Consider the following 18,279-nt stretch of genomic DNA (forward strand, 5'->3'; position numbering starts at 1 on the left):
TTCATCCCTGGCTCCTTGTTTTGGGATCGATCGCATCGCGGAGCGCATCACCAAGAATGTTCAGTGCAAGCACCGTCAGAAGAATGGCGAGCGACGGGAAGACAACCAGCCACCATGCGCTCAGGATATTGTCGAATCCTTCGCGGATCATCCCGCCCCAAGTCGCGGTCGGTGGAAGGACGCCGAGACCGATAAAGGCCAGCGAAGCTTCGGTACGGATCGCCGATGCCATCCAGAGAGTCGCCACGACAACGATGTCCGACAGGATGTTGGGGAGAATATGCACCCGCATGATGTGCAGGGGCGTATAACCCAGTGACCTGCCGGCCTCGACAAAGTCACGGCGCTTCATGGCGATCGTCGGTGCCCTTGCAACACGTGCGAACGGTGCCGTCTCGGTAATCGCGATGGCGATGATGAGATTTTCGAAACTCGCGCCCAGCATGGCGGCGACCATCAGGCCGAGCAGAAGCGTCGGGAAGGAAAGCATCACGTCGACGATGCCCATGACGATCTGGTCGAAGACTCCGCCGATATAACCGGCCAGGATTCCGAGCGCCGATCCGACAACCATGGCGATCAGCACGGACAGAAAGCCGATGGAAAGCGAGATCCGTGCGCCATAGAGCAGACGCGAGAGAACGTCGCGACCGTAACTGTCGGTACCGAACCAGAAATCCGATGACGGCGGGCTCAGGCGATGAAGGATGTTTTGCTTGAGCGGGTCATAGGGCGCGATGACCGGGGCAAAGATCGCTACAAGAACGATCAAGGCAAGCAACCCGATACCGATCCAGGCGAAACGATTGCGGCGGAGAGCCCTCAAGACAGGGCTGGATTGCCTGGCCGGCATGCTTTGGGAAATGGCAAAGTCGGTCATTGCGCATAACTCACTCTGGGATCGACGAGAGCGTAGATCAGGTCGGTTGCGGTATTCACGAGGATCACGAATGTTGCGAAGACCACCATCAAACCCTGAAGAAGGGTGTAGTCGCGCGACTGGAGGGCGCCGAGGATCAGCTTGCCGAGACCGGGCCTCGTGAAGACGATCTCGGTCAGCACGGAATTGCCGATCAACGTGCCGAAGTACAGTCCGACCACCGTCACGATGGGGATCAGGGCATTGCCGAGAGCATGCCGCATGATGAGCTTGCTCGGCTTTACCCCCTTGGCCCGCGCAGTCCGGATGTAGTCCTCACCCATCACATCCAGCATTGATGAACGGGTCACCCGCGCGATATAGGCCGTCATGATCAGCCCGAGATTGAGGGCCGGAAGAGCAAGGCTGCGCAGATGGCTAAGCGTATCTGTGGAGGCCCTGCTCATGACCGGAAGCCATTGCAGCCAGACGGCGAAGGCGAGGAGCATCAATATGCCGGAGACGAAGCCCGGGAAGGACAGGCCGACGAGAGACAGGATCCGGCTGACATAGTCCGGCCACCGATTGCGCCTGACCGCCGCCACGACGCCGAGCGGAATGCCGAGGAGTGTCCCGATCAACATCGCAGCCAGCGCCAGTTCCAGCGTATAGGGAAGGACCAGCGCCACTTCTTCCAGAACCGTGCGCCCACTCGTCATCGAGCGACCGAAATCACCGCTGAGCATGTCGGTGACAAAGCGCACATACTGAACCGGAATGGGCTGATCGAGACCGAGCTGCGCCCGAAGGTTCTGCAGTGTCTGTGCGCTTGCCCGATCGCCCAGCATGGCGACGGCGGCATCGCCCGGAACGAGCCGGACCAGGATGAAGACCATGGTCAGCATTGCAAGCAATGTTGGAATGGCCAGGAGAAGTCTCCGTATCACATAGCCGATCATGCAACTGCCCTTTCCTTGGCAAGGCGTTCGACGTCAAAGGCGCCGAGGTCGAGATTGGTCTGGCCTTCGCAGACGAGATCGGCAACCACCCTGCCAACCGAGGGTACAAGCTGGAAACCATGGCCGGAAAATCCGAAGACATGAACGAGGCCGGTCGCCTTGCGCGAGAACCCTATGACCGGCAGGTGGTCCTCCGTCATGGCCTCCATGCCAGCCCAGGTCCGAACGATACGCAAGCCCTTCAGCGCAGGAAACAGACGCACAGCGGCGCCGACCGATGCTGCCAGCGCCACGAAATCGACGCCCGCCGACTGCCGGTCACTGGCAAGCCGGCCCTGCGATCCACCGCCGATCACCATCGTCCCTTGAGCGGTCTGCTTGAAGGAGAGCTTTCTCCCGAGCGAACTGACGACCGGCTTGACGCGCGCCTGCGTGCGCTCCGTCACCACCATCATCGAGGTGCGAATGGATTGGCGGACAGGCTCTCCGGCCAGCTCTGCGACCCGGTCTGCCCAGGCCCCGCCGGCATTGACGACGGTTCCCGCCTCGATGACGCCGACTGATGTCTCCGCGATCCATCGACCGGCCCGGCGTTGCAGGCCGGTGAGCAGGCATTGTTCGACGATCTTCACGCCCGCGCGCAACGCGGCATCGCGGAAGGCGATGATCGTGCGGTGCGGGTCGGCTGAACCATCGACGGCGACCCAGGCGCCACCAAGACAGTGAGGTGAAAGATCGGGCACAAGTTCCCGCATCTCATCGCCGCCGATGACCGTCTCGTGCGTAAAGCCCTTGGCTTCCAGACCACGAATGCGGGCCTGGATCTTGGCCAGCGCAACCTCGTCCTCCGCGACCTGCAACTGCCCGCAGGCGATAAAGCCGCAGTCGTCGCCCACAAGCTCGTTCATCTCGTGCCAGGTCCCGGCAGCCTCTAGGCTGAGTGGCAGTTCAGCCGGATCCCGCCCGAGCGTGCGGATCCCTGCGGCAGTCGCGCCTGAAGCATGCCGGCCGAGAAAATGCCTCTCCACAAGAATGACCGACACGCCGCGCCGCGCCGACTGCAGGGCCGCCGACAGACCATGCAGCCCTCCGCCGATGACCAGAAGATCCGCATTCATGATACGTCTTCCAGATCACCGAGCGCCGCGATCTCGCCGAGCGTCACAGGCTTGAGCGGTGGGCGAATGTTGAAGAAGCTGACGTCGCGAGGCGGGATTCCGTGCGCTTCCGCGACCAGCGCCTGAACCGAATAGCCGCATTGCCGGCCTTGGCAGGGTCCCATTCCGCAACGGGTCGCAGCCTTCACCGCATTGGGATCCGGCGCGCTGACCTTCGCGACGGAACGGATCTGCGCAGCAGTCACCTCTTCGCAGCGACAGACAATCACCTCGTCTGCAATGCTGGCCGTCGGCGGCGGATAGAGCGCGTCGAGAAACGGGCGCAACGCACGCGCGCTCGCAAGGCGCTTGTCCAGACCGGCTTTATGCCGTTCACCTTCCGCATCGAAGGAAGCATCGAGATGCTTGGCGATCCCAAGTCCCGCGATTTCGCCGGACAGCGTCGCTGCCAGCCAACCACCAATGCCGCCAGCGTCGCCTGCAACGAACAGTCCAGCCTTGCTGGATTCGCCCCATCCGTCGAGCTGCGGAGTGAAATAGTTCTGCAGCTCATTCCATTCATGGGCGCATCCGAGCGCCATGGTCTCATGGATGCGTGGCACCACGCCCTCATGTACGAGGAGAATGTCGGCCTTCACCTTGCGTCGCTCGCCCGCCGACTGCCATTCCAGATATTGCAGCCGCCCATCGCCCCCAGCGCGGAGGTCATGGAAACCGCGCACCATCTTGCCGCTCCTGCGCAAATCGCGAAACCAGCGTGCTCCCTTCAACAAGCCGGGAATATCGCGCCACGCACCAGTAAGCTTGGTCAGAGCCGCGAGACCCGGCTTGCGCGACGTATCGAGGAAACCTGCGATACGTCCTTTGAGACCGAGGAGCTGGGTCGCATAAAGCAGCGGCAGCGGCCCGGCGCCTGCAATCCATACGTCGCCTTGCGGCAGCATCCCTCCGGACTTGAGCAGGATTTGCGCCGCCCCGACCGTCATCACGCCGGGAAGCGTCCAGCCCGGGAAAGGGGCCGGCCTTTCCTGGGCGCCATTCGCGAGCAGAACGACGCGCGCGCCGATGCGACGGGCATTTCCTCCTGACGTCAGGAACAGGTTCCATCCTTCTTCGATCTGCCAGACCTGGGTCTCGGGCATATAATCGGCGCCGCAGGCACGAAAGGCCTGCACCAGCGCGTCTCCCTTGCGATAATCAGTACCCAAAGCCTCGGCTACCGGCCCGGAATTGCGCTCAACGCCGCGCCAGATCTGGCCGCCCGGTGCGGGTTGCTCGTCGATCACCGCAACGGACGAACCGTTTTTCCGGAGCCGGATTGCAGCCGACATGCCGGCGGGCCCAGCGCCAATCACCACCACATCGTATTTCATTTCGAGATCTCCCGCGGCCCGTGCTGGCTTTCGATTCTCATGCCCGGCGCCACCGGAACGAGACAGCCCTGCATCGAGGCGTTGCCATCGACGGTCACCAGACACTCGAAACAGACGCCCATCTGACAATAGGGCAAGCGGGGTGTTCGGCTGACTGTCGATCCTCGTCCGGCTCCAGGAGCACGCAGCAATACGCTCGCCACCGTCTCGCCATTCCAGGCGCCGATTTCGACGCCATTGACGCGGACGATCATGTCCGAAGCCTTTCCAGGCTTTTCATGCACACTTTTGAACATTGAATCTTCCATTGGAAAAAGCTGCCAGATCCTCGGGCAGATGACCGCCGGCCATGGCCGGCGCGATGACAGCGGCATGGACCGCAGCAAGCGTCACGCCTGAATGACAGGCTGCCGCGAAGAGACCCGGATAGTCCGCCGATTCCGCATAGATCGGTGTCTTGTCGAGTGGAAGGACACGCAGACCCGCCCACTGCCTGACAAGCCGGGCCGACCCGAGTGCCGGGATGATCCGCGTCGCCCTTTGCGCCAGTTTGGTTGCCGACGCCGCCGTGACGCTCGTATCGGCAATCTTCTCGTTCGTCGCGCCGATCATCACCGTGCCGTCGGCACTCTGCCTCAAGCCGCTGCCGGGAAAAGGCAGGATGGGTGCAATCCGCTCCGTGACAAGGATCTGCCCCCGCTCCGATTTCATCGGCATGGCCAATCCAAGCGGCTCGGTCAGCGCCGGCGTTGCAAGCCCCGCCGCAACAACGACGCGCGGCGCCTGCAACTCACCATGCGGTACGATCACGCGGAACCCGTGGGAGACCGGTACAATCCCTTTAACCGGACTGCGAAATTCGATCTTTCCCCCGAGAAGCAAGATCGCGCGGTGCAAAGCCGCCAGAAGCTGCAGCGGGTTCACATGGCCATCGAGCTTGCAGTAGCTCGCACCAACGACATCGGGACCCAAGCCCACCGCAGGCAGCATGCGCTCCAGCGCACCGCGCTCGATCATTTCCGTGTCGGCCTGCGCACCTTGATTATGGGTTCGTTCGTTGATGGCGGCCCGGTTCGCATACTCGGTTTCGCTCAGACAGTAGACCAGCCCTCCGGGCCGTTCATAGTCCACGCGATCGGCAGCGACCGTCGAAAGTTCATTCCTGAATATGGGCCAGAGATCCGAGCTCTGGCGGGTCAACGCGCTATAGGCGGGCGCGTCGGACCCCTTGCCCTGAACCCAGACCAGGCCGAAATTTGCCCGGGCAGCACGCGGGTCGCGATCCGCTCCGTCCAGAACAACGACGCGCTTGCCTTTCAGCGCCATTCCATATGCCAGTGCCGCGCCGACCACGCCCGCGCCGATAATGATGACGTCTGCGTCCAAGTCGTTTCTCCCCTTCTTTCTTGTCACAATCAGCGCCAAGAGGTAGAAAGTCAAAGTCGCTTATTTTGCCATTGTATTCGTGAGGGTTATACCAGTGAGAAATCCCAGCTTGAGGCAACTGGAGGCGCTGATGGCCGTGGTCGAGGCCGGTACGGTGAGCAGGGCATCAGATATCCTGCGCATCTCGCAACCGGCCGCGAGCAAGCTCATCCAGGATTTGGAGGCCGACACCGGACTGCAGCTCTTTGAACGCGACAGCGGCCGGCTGGTGCCGACAGGCCGCGGAATGCGGCTCTACGAAGAGGTCGAACGCATCTTCGGTGGAGTTCATCAGCTTGCGCGCGCAGTGGAGGCCATCCGCCGCGAAGAACACGGGCAGTTGGTCATAGGAACGATGCCGGCGCTATCCGGGCCGTTCATAACCAGGGTTCTCAAATTGTTTCGAGCCCGTCACCCCGATGTCTTCGTGTCAGTCGAAGCAAGGAGTTCGCAGTTCCTGACCGAGGCTGTCCTCCTCCGTCGGCTCGACGTGGTGATGGTCATCAGCGGGCTGGAACATCCCTCCGTCGTGGGTGAAGCTCTCAAAAGCCCGCCGGCGGTGGCGATACTCCCGAAAGGACACCGCCTTTGCGAGAAAAAGGAATTGACCCCGCTCGACTTTGCAGACGAACCATTCATCGCCTTCGGCCCAACAAGCATGATGCGCAGGAAAGTGGATGCAGCGTTTGACGCTCATGGCCTACGGCCCAGGATCGTTATTGAAGCGACGACAGCACCGAATGTCGCCGAATTTGTAGCCGCCGGGCTCGGTGTGACAATCGGCGATCCCCTCTCCATGGAAATTGTCGCCGACCGGGTGGCCATCCGTCGCTTCGTTCCTGAAATTGCGTTCGAATACGAGATCGTCCGGCCGGTTCGCGCCCGCAACAGCAGCCTCGTCGCCGATTTCGTAGCCGCCGCACATTCCGCGGCACTGAGTACGACGATCGCTCCATGACAAAAACGGCCCCGGACTGTGCCATCCGCACGGATGCGGACGCCCAGGCCAAGGCCAGACAGGGGAGTTTGATCGTTCAGCGTTTCAGCGTCGTCTTTTCGGTGATCGGCGGAGCGAGATTGAGCGAGCCCTTCAATTCATAGCCATAATCGAGCGCCTTGCTGTGTACCCAGACCTGCATCAGGCTGAAAAGCGGGACCCCGCACACCTGCTCGAAGATCTTCTTCTGGGCGGCCGACCACTGCTTCAGCCGCTCGTCCTTCGAGGTTGCCCGCCGCGCCGCGGTGATTTCGGCATCGGACGCATCGCAATGGCCGAAGTTCGTAACAGCGGTCGGTTTTCCGATCGCAGAATCCGAATGGTAGAACTGAGTGAGATAACTATCCGCTACCGGATATCGCGCAGCGCCGTAAAACACGACGTCGCCCAGGTCCTTGCGGATCTGTTCCTGGTATGTCGGATGATCGACCACCTTCATCTGCAGATCGATGCCTGCCTCGGCCAGTTGGGCCTGGATGACTTCCATGATCGGGAGCTGTGACGAATTCGAGGACACGACAGCCGAAAGCTGCACACCCTTGGGGAACCCGGCCTCCGCAAGCAGTTTCTTCGAAGCGGCGGGATCGTATTTATAGGTCCAGCTGCAATCCTCTCCTAGATAGCCGGAGGGAACGACCGAACACCCTTTCGGGCCAACGCCGGCGCCGACGAACTGCACGATCTGGTCGACATTGATGGCTTGCGCAACCGCCTGACGGACCTTCACATTGTCCAGAGGCGGACGAGACTTGTTGAGGAATACGGTGCGATATTCGCCGGGTGCGAAAATATCGACGACCGCACCATCCCACGCCTTTGCCTGGTCTACCCAGCGCTGTTCGCGCTTGCCGTAAATGAGATCGAGCTCGCCGGAACGGAACGCCAGCTCGCGGCTGGAGTCGGTCGGGATGAGGTCGAACCTGATACCGTCGAGCTTCGGCGCGCCCCTGAAATATCCGGGAAAAGCCTTCAGGTTGACGGCCTGCTGCGTGATCGCGCTTTCGAACATGAAAGGCCCGGTCCCGATCGGCCGACTCTTGAAATCCGCGCCGAGCTTTTCAAACGCCTTTTTGCTGATGATATTGCCGCCATGATAATTGGCGATGAGACCGAGAAAACCCGGTACCGGCTCGCTCAGTGTAATCCTGACCGTCATCGGATCGACTGCATCGATCGATTTTACACCGGAGAAATCGCTTGAGAACGACGACGTTTTCGGATCTTTGGCGCGCATCAAGGAGAAGACCACGTCTTCCGAGCTCAGCGTGCCGTAGTCGCCATGGAATTTGACATTCGGGCGAAGCTTGAAGGTCCAGACCAAACCATCGGGCGAAGAAGTCCAGCTCTCTGCCAGATCCGGTTCGATCTTGGCAGGGTCCGCGCTACCGGGTGGGAAACGCACAAGCCCGTTAAACATCCAGGAGACGAGCGTTACATCCGCGGTTGCAGTTGCTCGCGTCGGATCGAGCGTTGAGATATCCGGCGCATTAATCCCGACCCGGAGCGTTTCCGCTACCGCAAGCTGAGGTGCGACCGCAAATGTACCCAGCGTTAAAGCAATTGCAGCCGCATCCATCTTAATATTCTTCAGTTTCATGTTCACCTCCTTGTTATGATGAGATCCGGCCACGTTTCACTATAGCTGTCAAAGTCGCTTACTTTAGACCGGTATTCGCGGAGGTTATATGGCCCGGTTAGTACGCCAGCTGCTCGGTGCAAAGTTGCCACCAAAGGTGCCGCGTCCCTCTCGGCCAACCGGCAGTCCCACTACAATCGCCGGAACAGCGCCATCACCTTAAGGGAGTGAGCAACAGCTCAAGTCTTAAAGAGATGGAACCACGGACCACAGTATCCGCTATGGAGCAGTTGAAGGGATTCGAACTTGCGGCCCCCTATTTCGTTGCTGAACCTCTGAGATGTAACGAAAATTCAGAACGTGGTTTGCGACCGGCGCTGCTTTTCCGTAATGCCCTACCGCGACTTCTATCAGCGGCGCTAGCCGTTCCTCGTCAAGGCCTTGAAATCTCTGCCTACTGATTATATATTCCGGCACATCGGAAGAATTAATATGGAGGCCCACATGCCCGCAGTTGCGGAAATGCTGAAGGCGAGTGAGGCTGCCGTTGTCTCGCGCGTGAGCCTACGCGACATCAATCGCGTCATCGACGAACACATTCTCCCAGAGGCCTTCGTTTCGCTCGACAACGGTCGTCATATCCTGGCTGGGGCCTGCTCGCTCATCTCCTTCTATTTCGAAAGCGCCCGCCGTCTCACCTCGGAAGAACGACTGTTTGCCATCCGGACGGCAGAGGATCGACTAGCAAGAGCGCGCACGCTCCCTTGGCCGGCTTTGTTGCGCGAGGACTGGACTGTGCACCACGAGTTCCTGACGATCGATCTTATGCCCTTTATGAGAGGTGCGAGCGAACGGCTGGACGACCTTGCCGCGGCGCGAGAGATCGTCACGTCCTCTCCCGACATTCTTGGCGGCACACCTGTCGTGCGCGGCAGCCGCGTTCCGGTCTACGATGTTGCCGCATCGCAGGCCGCCGGTCATTCAACCGAGCGTATTCTGGAAACTTGGCCGAGCTTGGACGCGGAGAAGATAAGGCTCGCTTCAATCTATGCCGAAGCGAACCCCTTGCGCGGCCGGCCCCGCGCCTTCGGCGACCTTCCCGAAGGCTCGGTCATCATCACAGATCGTCGCGTCCCCCGTCGCAGGAAAACGGGATGAAGTATCTGATCGATGAGTGTCTCAGTCCTGAACTGGCAAAAATGGCAATCGAAAAAGGCCACGGCGAAACAAGCCATGTCGTCTGGATGAAATTGGGCGGCCTGAAGGATTGGGAGCTTAAGCCAATTATTCTTGAGGGCGACTGGACGTTTGTCACGAAGAATTCGGTCGATTTCCGCGGATCAAAAGACAAGCCAGGCACCAAAGGGCAATACGCCGACGTCGCTATCCATGCCGGGCTGATCTGCCTTAACGGTCCGCCCGGTATGGACCTCGACATGCAAATCGAGCTGTTCGAGCAGGCATTGATCGAACTCGACAATGACGATGATCTCGTCAATCAGGTGCTGGAGATTTCGGTCGAAGACGAAGACCTCCATGTGCTTCGGTACGCTCTGCCGAAAGAGTAGTCAAAAAGGCCGGGGGGCGGAGCTAAGCCACTAAACCAGTGAACTCACTCACGCTCTGTCGCTAGGGCATTTTCCAAGAATTTAACCGACTGCGGCGCGGTGTTTCAGTCGATACATTATGCGATCATCGAAGCACATAGCGAGAACATCGACATGAAGCGTCCAAACGAACTACCGCTTCAAGCGCTATCAAAGGCCGACGGCCGATAGCTTCACCTAAACCCGTTCAGTCATGTATGAGCGGCGGCTCAAGATGGACCCCCGTCACTCACCCAAACGGGTTATTAGCAGTCGCGAGAATCTCGCTTATACTGCAACTCTGCTACTGCTACAAATTGATGTTGTGGAGAGGCTACGTTCAGTCCGGCGGTGAGCATCCCGGAGTTACCGCCTCCAGTCTATTTTGGGCCCGCCGGCCGATCATGTCGAACATCCCAAGCGCTGACGACTTTGCTTTTGGAGCGCGCGGAATCAACTGAGGCGAGCATCAAGACTCCGATGTTGTGGGCTCGGGAGGGATAATGAAATGAGCCCCAAGCGCAGTGCGATCGGACGCGGCGAAGGTGCGCATGCCCGCTCGTAGCGGCATTGTCGCTAACGGCGAATAAAACACACAAAAAAGTAGACCCTAATTAACCGCCAAGCGACTTATGCTTTTTGGCCCGACTAAAAAATTCGAGCGTATGGAGAAGATCAAGGACATTGACAGGGGCGAATATTCGACGCGGCTGCCATCAGCACTGTCAATGTCGTAATTGACCAAGCTAACCGGAGGTAGACGCATGTCCTGGGCTCCAGGCGAAAGGTCCGGCGTTGCGTTTCAGAATGTGCGGCCACGCGATGACGGCACAACAGAACCGTTATCGCCTGAACCCTCCGGACCGAAGCCGGCTTTCACGATCCCACGGCTGGAACTCCCTAAAGGTGGCGGCGCCATTCGAGGCATCGGCGAAAGTTTTCGCGTTAATGCCATCAACGGCACGCCGACGCTGTCATTCCCACTTCCATCCACGCGCGCGCGCGGCTTCGACGCTGGCCTGAGTCTCACTTATGATTCTGGGCTCGGCGCAGATATCTTCGGCTGGGGGTGGACGCTCGATCTACCCTCAATCCGCTATAAGACCGATCGCGGTCTGCCGTACTACATGGACAGCGACAGCGGCAACGCGCGCGACATTTTCCAGTTTGCCGGCGAAGACCTTGTGCCGCTGCGTGCTGCCTCGGGCGCGCCTGTGGTCGACGAACGCGACGGCTACGTCATCCGCCGCTACGCGCCGCGCATCGAGAGACAATTTTCCCGCATCGAGCGCTGGACACACAAGACGACGGGAGAGCAGCACTGGCTCGTCACGTCGTCGGGCAATGTCACCAGCGTGTACGGTCCGGACGCCGCCTCGCGGATCGCTGGACGGCCGCGGCAACACCCTACCAGCGCCACGTTCGCCTGGCTGCTGCGCGAGCGGTTGGACGATCGCGGCAACCGATTGCGCATCGACTACAAGCGCGAGGACGATGCTGGCGTCGACGCATCCATGGCCGCGGAGCGAAGGCCCGCGGACACATTGGTGCAGGCCTATCCAAAGCGCGTGCGTTACGGCAATGCGACCCCGGGCAGCGACGATTTTATGTTCGAACTTGTGTTCGATTACGGCGACCACGACCAGGACAATCCCACACCAGCCGAAAGCCGCGCCTGGACGCTGCGACCGGATCCGTTCTCAACCTACCGCGCCGGCTTCGAAATCCGCACTCGACGCTTTTGCCAGCGCGTGCTGCTGTTTCATCGCTTCCCCGATGAACTCGGCGAACCGGCGACGCTGGTCAACGGCCAGGTGTTTGCCTATCGCCTCGACGCAGCAGCGTCACTGCTCACATCGATAACGCCGTGGAGCTTCGCCAAGACGTCGACCGGCGCGCGCGCGGCGCGGGCGCTGCCGCCGCTGCAATTCACCTATTCCCTGCCGCCCGAGCAATGGGCGGATGTCAAACCAGTCGACGATGTGAGCCTGCAGAATCTGCCAGCCGGCCTCGACGATGCCGGCGTGCAATGGGTCGATCTGTTCGGCGATGCGTTGCCAGGCGCGCTGATCAAGACGCCCGAAGCGCTGCTGTTCAAACCCAACGTTTCGCCGCTGACGACGGCCGGTGGCAACGACGCGCAGGTGCGCATCGGCGCGGCACAGACATTGTCGCGCCTGCCGCAAGGCGTTACGCCGGAACTGCAACTCCTCGACATCGATGGTGACGGGCGCAGCGAGGCGCTGTCGCTCGACTCCGTCGCGCCCGGCTATCTCGACCTCGTCGAGTCTCCCGATGCGCGGCCGCTGACGCCGTTTCCATCGGCGCCCCGAATCGACTGGCGCGACCCCAGCCTGCGCCTGCTCGATCTCACCGGCGACGGACTGCCGGACCTCGTCATCACCGAACAGGATCAGGTGGCCTGGCATTCAGGCCTCGGCACCAAGGGATTTGCCGCGGCCTGCGCCGCACTGCACGCCGACAGCGAGGAGCTCGCGCCCGTCCTCGTCTTTCACAATGCCGAGGAGATGATCTTCACGGCCGACATGTCGGGCGACGGGCTGCCGGACCTCGTGCGGATCCGGGCGCGCGAGGTCTGCTACTGGCCCAATCTCGGCTACGGCCATTTCGGCGCGAAGCAGGCAATGGACGCAGCGCCACCGCTCGATCGTGACGCGCCGTTCGATGCCGAACGCGTGCGGCTGATCGATACCGACGGCTCCGGCACCGCCGATCTGGTCTACCTCGATAAGTTCAGATGGTCGGTCTATCGCAATTGCACCGGCACGCGCTTTGCCGAAGGCCGGCACCTCGATGCCGTTCCGCATCATGACGCGCTGTCACAGGTGCAGGCCTGCGACCTCCTCGGCAACGGCACCGCCTGTCTCGTGTGGTCGTCGCGCGCGAGCGACAAGCCGATGCGCTACGTGGCATTGGTGGGCGACGACAAGCCGTATCTGCTCACCGCGACGCGCAACAATCTCGGCGCGGAGACGCGGATTACCTACGCCACCTCGACGCGGTTTCTTCTAGAAGACCGTCTGCAGGGCTCCCACTGGGTGACGCGCCTGCCGTTTCCCGTCAACGTCGTCGAACGCGTCGAGACGCGGGACCTCGTCAACGGCCATCGCTTCGCGACGCGCTATGCCTATCATCACGGCTATTTCGACGGCGTCGCGCGCGAGTTTCGCGGCTTCGGCTACGTCGAGCAATGGGACACCGAGGAGGACGGCACTTACGACGCGAGCGAGGCAGCGAACTTCGTCGCCGCCGCCTCGGTTCCGCCGGTGCTGACGCGGCGCTGGTATCATATCGGCCTGCCGACGGCCGATGGCGACATGGGCGCGCTCTATGCGCGCGATTACTTTGGCGCGCCGGCAACGGGCATCGATCCGACCTGGAGCGATCTGCATCGCCGCACGCTGTTATCATCGGCTGTGTTGCCGCCGGCACTGGCGACACCGGACTGGCGTGAAGCCTGCCGGGCGTTGAAGGGCAGCCTGCTGCGCGAGGAGGTTTATGGCCTCGACGGCACGGCGGCGGCCGCCATTCCCTACACCATTCATCAATACGCGATGACCGTGCAGGTCCGGCAGTCGGCGCGCGAGAGCCAGCATGCGATCTGTCTGGTGCTGCCGCGCGAAACGTTGAACCTGTCGCTCGAGCGCAGCATCGCCGCGCCACGCATTGCACAGGACTTCACCACGCGCGTGGACACCTGGGGCAATGCTCTCGAACGCGTGGCGATTGCATTCGGACGCCCGCCACTCGGTGATACCCCGGTGGTGGCAACGCAGGCGGTGCTGACACAGGCCGACATGACCAACGCGGTCGATCTGCCCAGTGCTTGGCGGCTGCCGGCAATTGCCGAAACGCGCGGCTATGAACTCGGCGGCCTCGGCGTCAGCGATGCCAACTGGCCGCTGGCCTTCGACACCATCGCGGCGCTTGCCATCGCCGCTACCGCACTGACGCCGACCGATACGGTCGATCCCAACGCCGCGCCGCAGAAGCGGCTGTTGCAGCGCGGCCGCACGCGCTTTCGCCGCGACGACCTCACCGGCCCCGCGGCGTGGGGCGAGCTGCCGCCGCGCGCCCTGCCCTATGAGAGCTACGCCCTCGCCTTCACCGCACCGCTGCTGCAGCGATTGTTCAACGGCGCCGCCAATGCGGCGATGCTGAGCGAAGGCGGCTATGTCGATCTCGACGGCGACGGCAATTCCTGGGCGCCGTCCGGGCGCGTCTATTATGAGCGCACCGCCGAACATCCCGAGGACGCTGCCAATCCGGCCGAACGCGACGCGCGCGCCGCCGCCGAGCGCACGCAAGGGAGCGCGCATTTCTTTCTTCCGCGCGCGACTCGCGATCAGTTCGGCGCGCATGCCTTTGTCGACTATGACCCGCACTATCTCGTGCCCGTGGCGACCACCGATCCGGTCGGCAATGTTGTCGGCGCCGCCTACGATTATCGCGTGCTGGCGCCGCGCGAGACGATCGACCCCAACGGCAATCGCGCGCGCGTCGCCTTCGATGTCTTTGGGCATCCGAGTGCCATCGCCATGACCGGCAAGGACGGCGAAGGCCTCGGCGAAACGCTTGCCGATGCCGACAGCTATCTCGCTGCGCCGGCACTCAACTTTCTGGCGCTGACCGATCCGGTCGCGCTGCAGGCGCAGGCAGCGGCGTTGCTTGGGCCCGCCAGCAGCCGTGCGCTCTACGATGTCGCTGCATTCAAGGATGGTCACGGACCGGTGCGCACGATCGTGCTGACGCGCGAAATGCACGCGGCCGATCTGCCCGCCGGACAAGCGAGCCGCGTGCGCATCGCCGTGACGTATACCGACGGTCTCGGCCGGATGATTCAGGGACGAACGATCTGCGAGCCTGGGCCTCTCACGCCCGGCGGTCCCGACGTTCCGATGCGCTGGATCGTCAGCGGCTGGACGATCCTCAACAACAAGGGCGCCGTCGTCCGTCAATACGAACCGTTCTTTCGCGACACCCCGACGTATGAGGGCGATATCCGCATCGGGAAGAGCAGCATCGTGTTTTACGATCCGCTGCTGCGCCGCATCGGCACGCTGCGGCCGGACGGAACGCTGGAGAAAATCCGTTTCGATGCCTGGCAGTATCATGCCTTCGATGCCAACGATTGCGTACGCATCGATGCGCCGGAGACCGATCCCGATATCGGCCCGTATGTTGCCCGTCTCGATCCGAGTGATCGCGGCTCCACGTGGTATACGCAACGGATCGGCGGCGGCAAGGGTCCGTTTGCGCAGCAGGCCGCGCAAAAGGCCGAAGCGCATCGCGATACGCCACGGCAAAGTTTCATCGACGCCTCCGGCCGCGTGATGCTGGTGATCGCCAATCTCGACGGCGCGCCGGTTCGCACCGTCTCGGCGATCGATATTGCCGGACTCGAACGCGAGACGCGCGATCCGCTCGGCCGGATCGTTCGCCGGCGCGACTACGACTTGTTCGGCCGCCTGGCGGTCGATGAAAGCCTCGATGGCGGCGTCATCCGCACACTGTTCGCGATTGACGGCGGGCCGATCCGCACCTGGGACAGCCGCGGTCATGTACAGCGCTTGACCTACGATGCAGGGCGGCGTCCGCTCGACCTGTTCATCGCCGATGCCGGCGGCGAGTATCTGCGTTCGCGCAAGATCTACGGCGAGGCGCAGGGCGCGGCGCAGAACCTCCGCGGCCGTGAATATCAGGTGTTCGACGGCGCCGGCGTCCTCACCAACCTTGCCTATGATTTCAAAGGCAATCTGGTGCACTCGCGCCGGCAATTCGCCAAGGACCATACGCAGAAGCCAGACTGGGCCAATACGGTGCTGGCCGACGAGTCTTTCGAAGGTGCGGCGCGCTTCGATGCGGTAGGGCGGCAGATCCAGATCGTGGCGCCGCGCTCCTCGCGTCCCGGCGCGCCGATCAATGTCGCGCAGCCGCATTACAACGAAGCCGGGCGGCTCAACGCGATCAGCGTCTGGCTTGGCGCCGTCACGGTGCCGACCAGTCTGCTCGATCCCGCAACCGCCACGCGCAAGGCGGTCGAAGCCGTCACTTATGACGCCAAGGGCCAGCGCACGCAGATCCGTTACGGCAATGGCGTCACCTCGACCTATCGCTACGATGCGGAGACGCATCGCCTCGACAGCGTGACGACGACGCGCGGTAGCGCATTCGCCGGCGATCAGCCCGGCGGCTTGCAGGCGCTTTCCTACACCTACGATCCCGTCGGCAACGTCACGCATATCGAGGATACGGCGCAGCCGACCATCATCTTTGCCGGCGCGGTCGTGAAGCCGGAGATGGATTATCAGTATGACTCGCTTTATCGGCTGACGCAGGCCAAGGGCCGCGAGCATCGCGGCAACACCAATCAATCCTGGCCTTCAGACACGGACAGCGAACGCTGGGTGTCGCCGATTCCGACCGATCCGCAATTGATGCGGAACTATACGCAGACCTACAGCTACGACCTGGTCGGCAACTTCATGGAGATCAAGCACGCCGCCGGCGGCAGCGGCTGGACCCGCAGCTACGTCTACAACGAGCCGAGCCCGTTCGAGCCGGGGAAGAAGAACAACCGCCTGACGCGCACGGAGGTCGGCGCCAATGGCCAGCCGGCAACGGAAAGCTTCGCCTACGACGCATCCGGCCACATCACGCAGACGGCCCGCCTGGCGGCGATCGTCTTCGACGATCAGGACCGTATGCAGTCCGCGAGCCTGGGCGGCGGCGGCAACGTCTATTACGTCTATGATGGTAGCGGCCTGCGCGCGCGCAAGATCGTCGAGCGGCCGAATGCGGGCGGCGGCATCGCCTTTCGCGAGGAGCGCATCTATTTCGGCGGCTTCGAGTTGTTTCGGCGGCTGAGCAGCACCGGTACCATCACCCGCGAACGCGAAACCTTGCGCATCGATGACGGGGGAGGCGGTTCGCTGCTCGACATCGAAACGCGGACCATCGATGTCGACGGCTCAGACCCGGCGCCCGCGCGCGCGTGGCGCTGGCAGCTCGACAATCACATCGGCTCGGCGGTGCTGGAGCTCGACGAGAATGCGGCCATCGTCTCCTACGAGGAGTATCATCCGTTCGGCTCGACATCGCTCGGCGCAATCCGCGCCGCCACCGAGACGTCGAAGCGCTATCGCTATACTGGCCGCGAACGCGATGACGAGAGCGGCTTCTACTATCACCGCGCCCGCTACTACATGCCCTGGAACGGCCGCTGGACCGCGTGCGATCCCGCCGGCCTCGTCGATGGACTGAGCGCATATGTCGCCTGGCGCTGCAATCCGATCAAGCTCGTCGATCCGAACGGGACGAAGTCGAAAGAGGCGCAGAAGGCCTGGGAGGAAGCCAATCGCATCAAGGACGCGGACCTGATCGGCGAGGTCTACAAGAACCCCGAAGACGTGCCGAAGCATCTCGAAGAGCCGAAGAAGCCCTCAGCCGATCGCGTGCTGCAACAGCAACGCCGGCTGCGACAAGGCCAAGCCAAGAAGGCGCAGGAGAAGAAGGACGCCGCCGAGATCCATCGCGTCACCAAAGAGGAGAAATGGGAAGCCGCCAAGTCAGGCGGCGAGAAATGGCTGATGGACAAAGGCATCAGCCTCATTGCCGGGCACACGCCGTTCCTGAAGGAGGGTCTGCACCTGGCGCTTGACCCGCTCGGCCCAAAGCCTCCCGTCGCGCATCCAACGACTGTCGAGCAGCTCGAGATCAAAGAGAATTTCGAGGGCATGCAGACGACGCTGACCGCGGTCGAGGTCGGCGTGTCGGTTGTGGCACCTATGGTCGCGGAAACAGCGCTCGAGCAACTCGCCGGCGCAGGCGGCGGCGCCATACCACCGATCGAGCCGCCGCTCGAACCGCCCGCGCCTCCACCGCCGCCGCAGAATCCGTTCGAGTTCATGGGCGAACTGGAAACGATGGGCGGCGAACTACAGGGTCAGGTCAATCAGGTTTACGCGCAGGTGCAGCCCTACATGGGATGGCCGACGCCCGCGGGCAACTACATTCCTCGCGCGACGCAAGTGGGCGGCGCGACCACAATCGTCAACGGTGAGCGCATCACCGCTATCACGTTCTCGAATCCTGGCGCCCATGAGCTCGTCACTGGCGGTCACATCCAGCTGCCGCCAGGAACGCAGCTCGGTCCACCACCGATCATGGCCGGAAGCCGTCTTGCCATCCAAGCGCATGTTGAAAGGTCGGCGATTCTCCCACTTCAGGAAGCCGGCGCCGGCGGCGGCCTCACGACCAGTTCGGGTGCTGCGTGCGAACGTTGTGCGCAAGCTTGGTTCGAAGGTCAGTTCCCGAACTGGATCCATATGAACTGGGCGAATTATGGCTTCGGGCTCTAACCGGA

General features: G+C 62.1%; 11 protein-coding genes. 4 read left to right on the forward strand and 7 right to left on the reverse strand.

Features of this window, described 5'->3' with window-relative positions:
- Window position 1 precedes the first annotated feature (1 nt).
- From ACTJKL_RS25670 to ACTJKL_RS25695, 6 genes are read right to left on the reverse strand one after another with little or no spacing between them, the layout of a single operon-like run.
- Window positions 2–880: an ABC transporter permease gene (locus tag ACTJKL_RS25670; protein WP_440854120.1), complete on the reverse strand. Its 879-nt coding sequence runs from the start codon at window positions 878–880 to the stop codon at window positions 2–4.
- Window positions 877–1,818: an ABC transporter permease gene (locus ACTJKL_RS25675; RefSeq protein ID WP_411926836.1), complete on the reverse strand. Its 942-nt coding sequence runs from the start codon at window positions 1,816–1,818 to the stop codon at window positions 877–879. The genes ACTJKL_RS25670 and ACTJKL_RS25675 overlap by 4 nt, the downstream gene beginning before the upstream one ends.
- The gene (locus ACTJKL_RS25680; RefSeq protein WP_440854121.1) at window positions 1,815–2,936 is read right to left on the reverse strand and encodes an NAD(P)/FAD-dependent oxidoreductase; all 1,122 of its coding nucleotides are present in this window, start codon (window positions 2,934–2,936) and stop codon (window positions 1,815–1,817) included. The genes ACTJKL_RS25675 and ACTJKL_RS25680 overlap by 4 nt, the downstream gene beginning before the upstream one ends.
- Complete coding sequence (locus ACTJKL_RS25685) at window positions 2,933–4,309, reverse strand: FAD-dependent oxidoreductase (protein WP_440854122.1); 1,377 nt, start codon at window positions 4,307–4,309, stop codon at window positions 2,933–2,935. Before ACTJKL_RS25685 ends, ACTJKL_RS25680 begins: the two co-directional genes overlap by 4 nt.
- Window positions 4,306–4,605 (reverse strand): (2Fe-2S)-binding protein, encoded by a 300-nt coding sequence (locus ACTJKL_RS25690; RefSeq protein ID WP_411926839.1) that lies wholly within the window; start codon window positions 4,603–4,605, stop codon window positions 4,306–4,308. The genes ACTJKL_RS25685 and ACTJKL_RS25690 overlap by 4 nt, the downstream gene beginning before the upstream one ends.
- Entirely contained in the window at window positions 4,586–5,695 is a 1,110-nt protein-coding gene (locus ACTJKL_RS25695; RefSeq protein WP_440854123.1) for an NAD(P)/FAD-dependent oxidoreductase, read from the reverse strand. Before ACTJKL_RS25695 ends, ACTJKL_RS25690 begins: the two co-directional genes overlap by 20 nt.
- Window positions 5,696–5,789: 94 nt before the next feature.
- Between ACTJKL_RS25695 and ACTJKL_RS25700 the strand changes: the two genes are divergently transcribed.
- Window positions 5,790–6,692, forward strand: a complete 903-nt coding sequence (locus tag ACTJKL_RS25700) for a LysR substrate-binding domain-containing protein (RefSeq protein ID WP_411926841.1) — start codon at window positions 5,790–5,792, stop codon at window positions 6,690–6,692.
- A 76-nt stretch (window positions 6,693–6,768) separates the two neighbouring features.
- Here the strand turns inward: ACTJKL_RS25700 and ACTJKL_RS25705 are convergent, their stop codons facing one another.
- Complete coding sequence (locus ACTJKL_RS25705; protein WP_440854124.1) at window positions 6,769–8,328, reverse strand: ABC transporter substrate-binding protein; 1,560 nt, start codon at window positions 8,326–8,328, stop codon at window positions 6,769–6,771.
- 471 nt (window positions 8,329–8,799) lie between these two features.
- Here ACTJKL_RS25705 and ACTJKL_RS25710 point away from each other — a divergent pair, with 471 nt between their 5' ends.
- From ACTJKL_RS25710 to ACTJKL_RS25720, 3 genes are all read left to right on the forward strand, one after another.
- A complete protein-coding gene (locus tag ACTJKL_RS25710; RefSeq protein ID WP_155251006.1) occupies window positions 8,800–9,465 on the forward strand; it encodes a DUF433 domain-containing protein in 666 nt (221 codons plus the stop codon).
- Window positions 9,462–9,875: a DUF5615 family PIN-like protein gene (locus ACTJKL_RS25715; protein WP_027991992.1), complete on the forward strand. Its 414-nt coding sequence runs from the start codon at window positions 9,462–9,464 to the stop codon at window positions 9,873–9,875. The genes ACTJKL_RS25710 and ACTJKL_RS25715 overlap by 4 nt, the downstream gene beginning before the upstream one ends.
- A gap of 782 nt (window positions 9,876–10,657) precedes the next feature.
- Window positions 10,658–18,274, forward strand: a complete 7,617-nt coding sequence (locus tag ACTJKL_RS25720) for a SpvB/TcaC N-terminal domain-containing protein (protein WP_440854125.1) — start codon at window positions 10,658–10,660, stop codon at window positions 18,272–18,274.
- Window positions 18,275–18,279: the final 5 nt, after the last annotated feature.

This window comes from Sinorhizobium sp. 22678 (assembly GCF_052044265.1).
Classification (GTDB): domain Bacteria; phylum Pseudomonadota; class Alphaproteobacteria; order Rhizobiales; family Rhizobiaceae; genus Sinorhizobium; species Sinorhizobium meliloti_A.

Coding starts and splice junctions, on each gene's coding strand:
- ACTJKL_RS25715 (WP_027991992.1), top strand. CDS start 9,462: ATGAAGTATCTGATCGATGAGTGTCTCAGTCCTGAACTGGCAAAAATG.
- ACTJKL_RS25720 (WP_440854125.1), top strand. CDS start 10,658: ATGTCCTGGGCTCCAGGCGAAAGGTCCGGCGTTGCGTTTCAGAATGTG.
- ACTJKL_RS25680 (WP_440854121.1), bottom strand. CDS start 2,936: ATGAATGCGGATCTTCTGGTCATCGGCGGAGGGCTGCATGGTCTGTCG.
- ACTJKL_RS25705 (WP_440854124.1), bottom strand. CDS start 8,328: ATGAAACTGAAGAATATTAAGATGGATGCGGCTGCAATTGCTTTAACG.
- ACTJKL_RS25675 (WP_411926836.1), bottom strand. CDS start 1,818: ATGATCGGCTATGTGATACGGAGACTTCTCCTGGCCATTCCAACATTG.
- ACTJKL_RS25670 (WP_440854120.1), bottom strand. CDS start 880: ATGACCGACTTTGCCATTTCCCAAAGCATGCCGGCCAGGCAATCCAGC.
- ACTJKL_RS25710 (WP_155251006.1), top strand. CDS start 8,800: ATGGAGGCCCACATGCCCGCAGTTGCGGAAATGCTGAAGGCGAGTGAG.
- ACTJKL_RS25685 (WP_440854122.1), bottom strand. CDS start 4,309: ATGAAATACGATGTGGTGGTGATTGGCGCTGGGCCCGCCGGCATGTCG.
- ACTJKL_RS25690 (WP_411926839.1), bottom strand. CDS start 4,605: ATGTTCAAAAGTGTGCATGAAAAGCCTGGAAAGGCTTCGGACATGATC.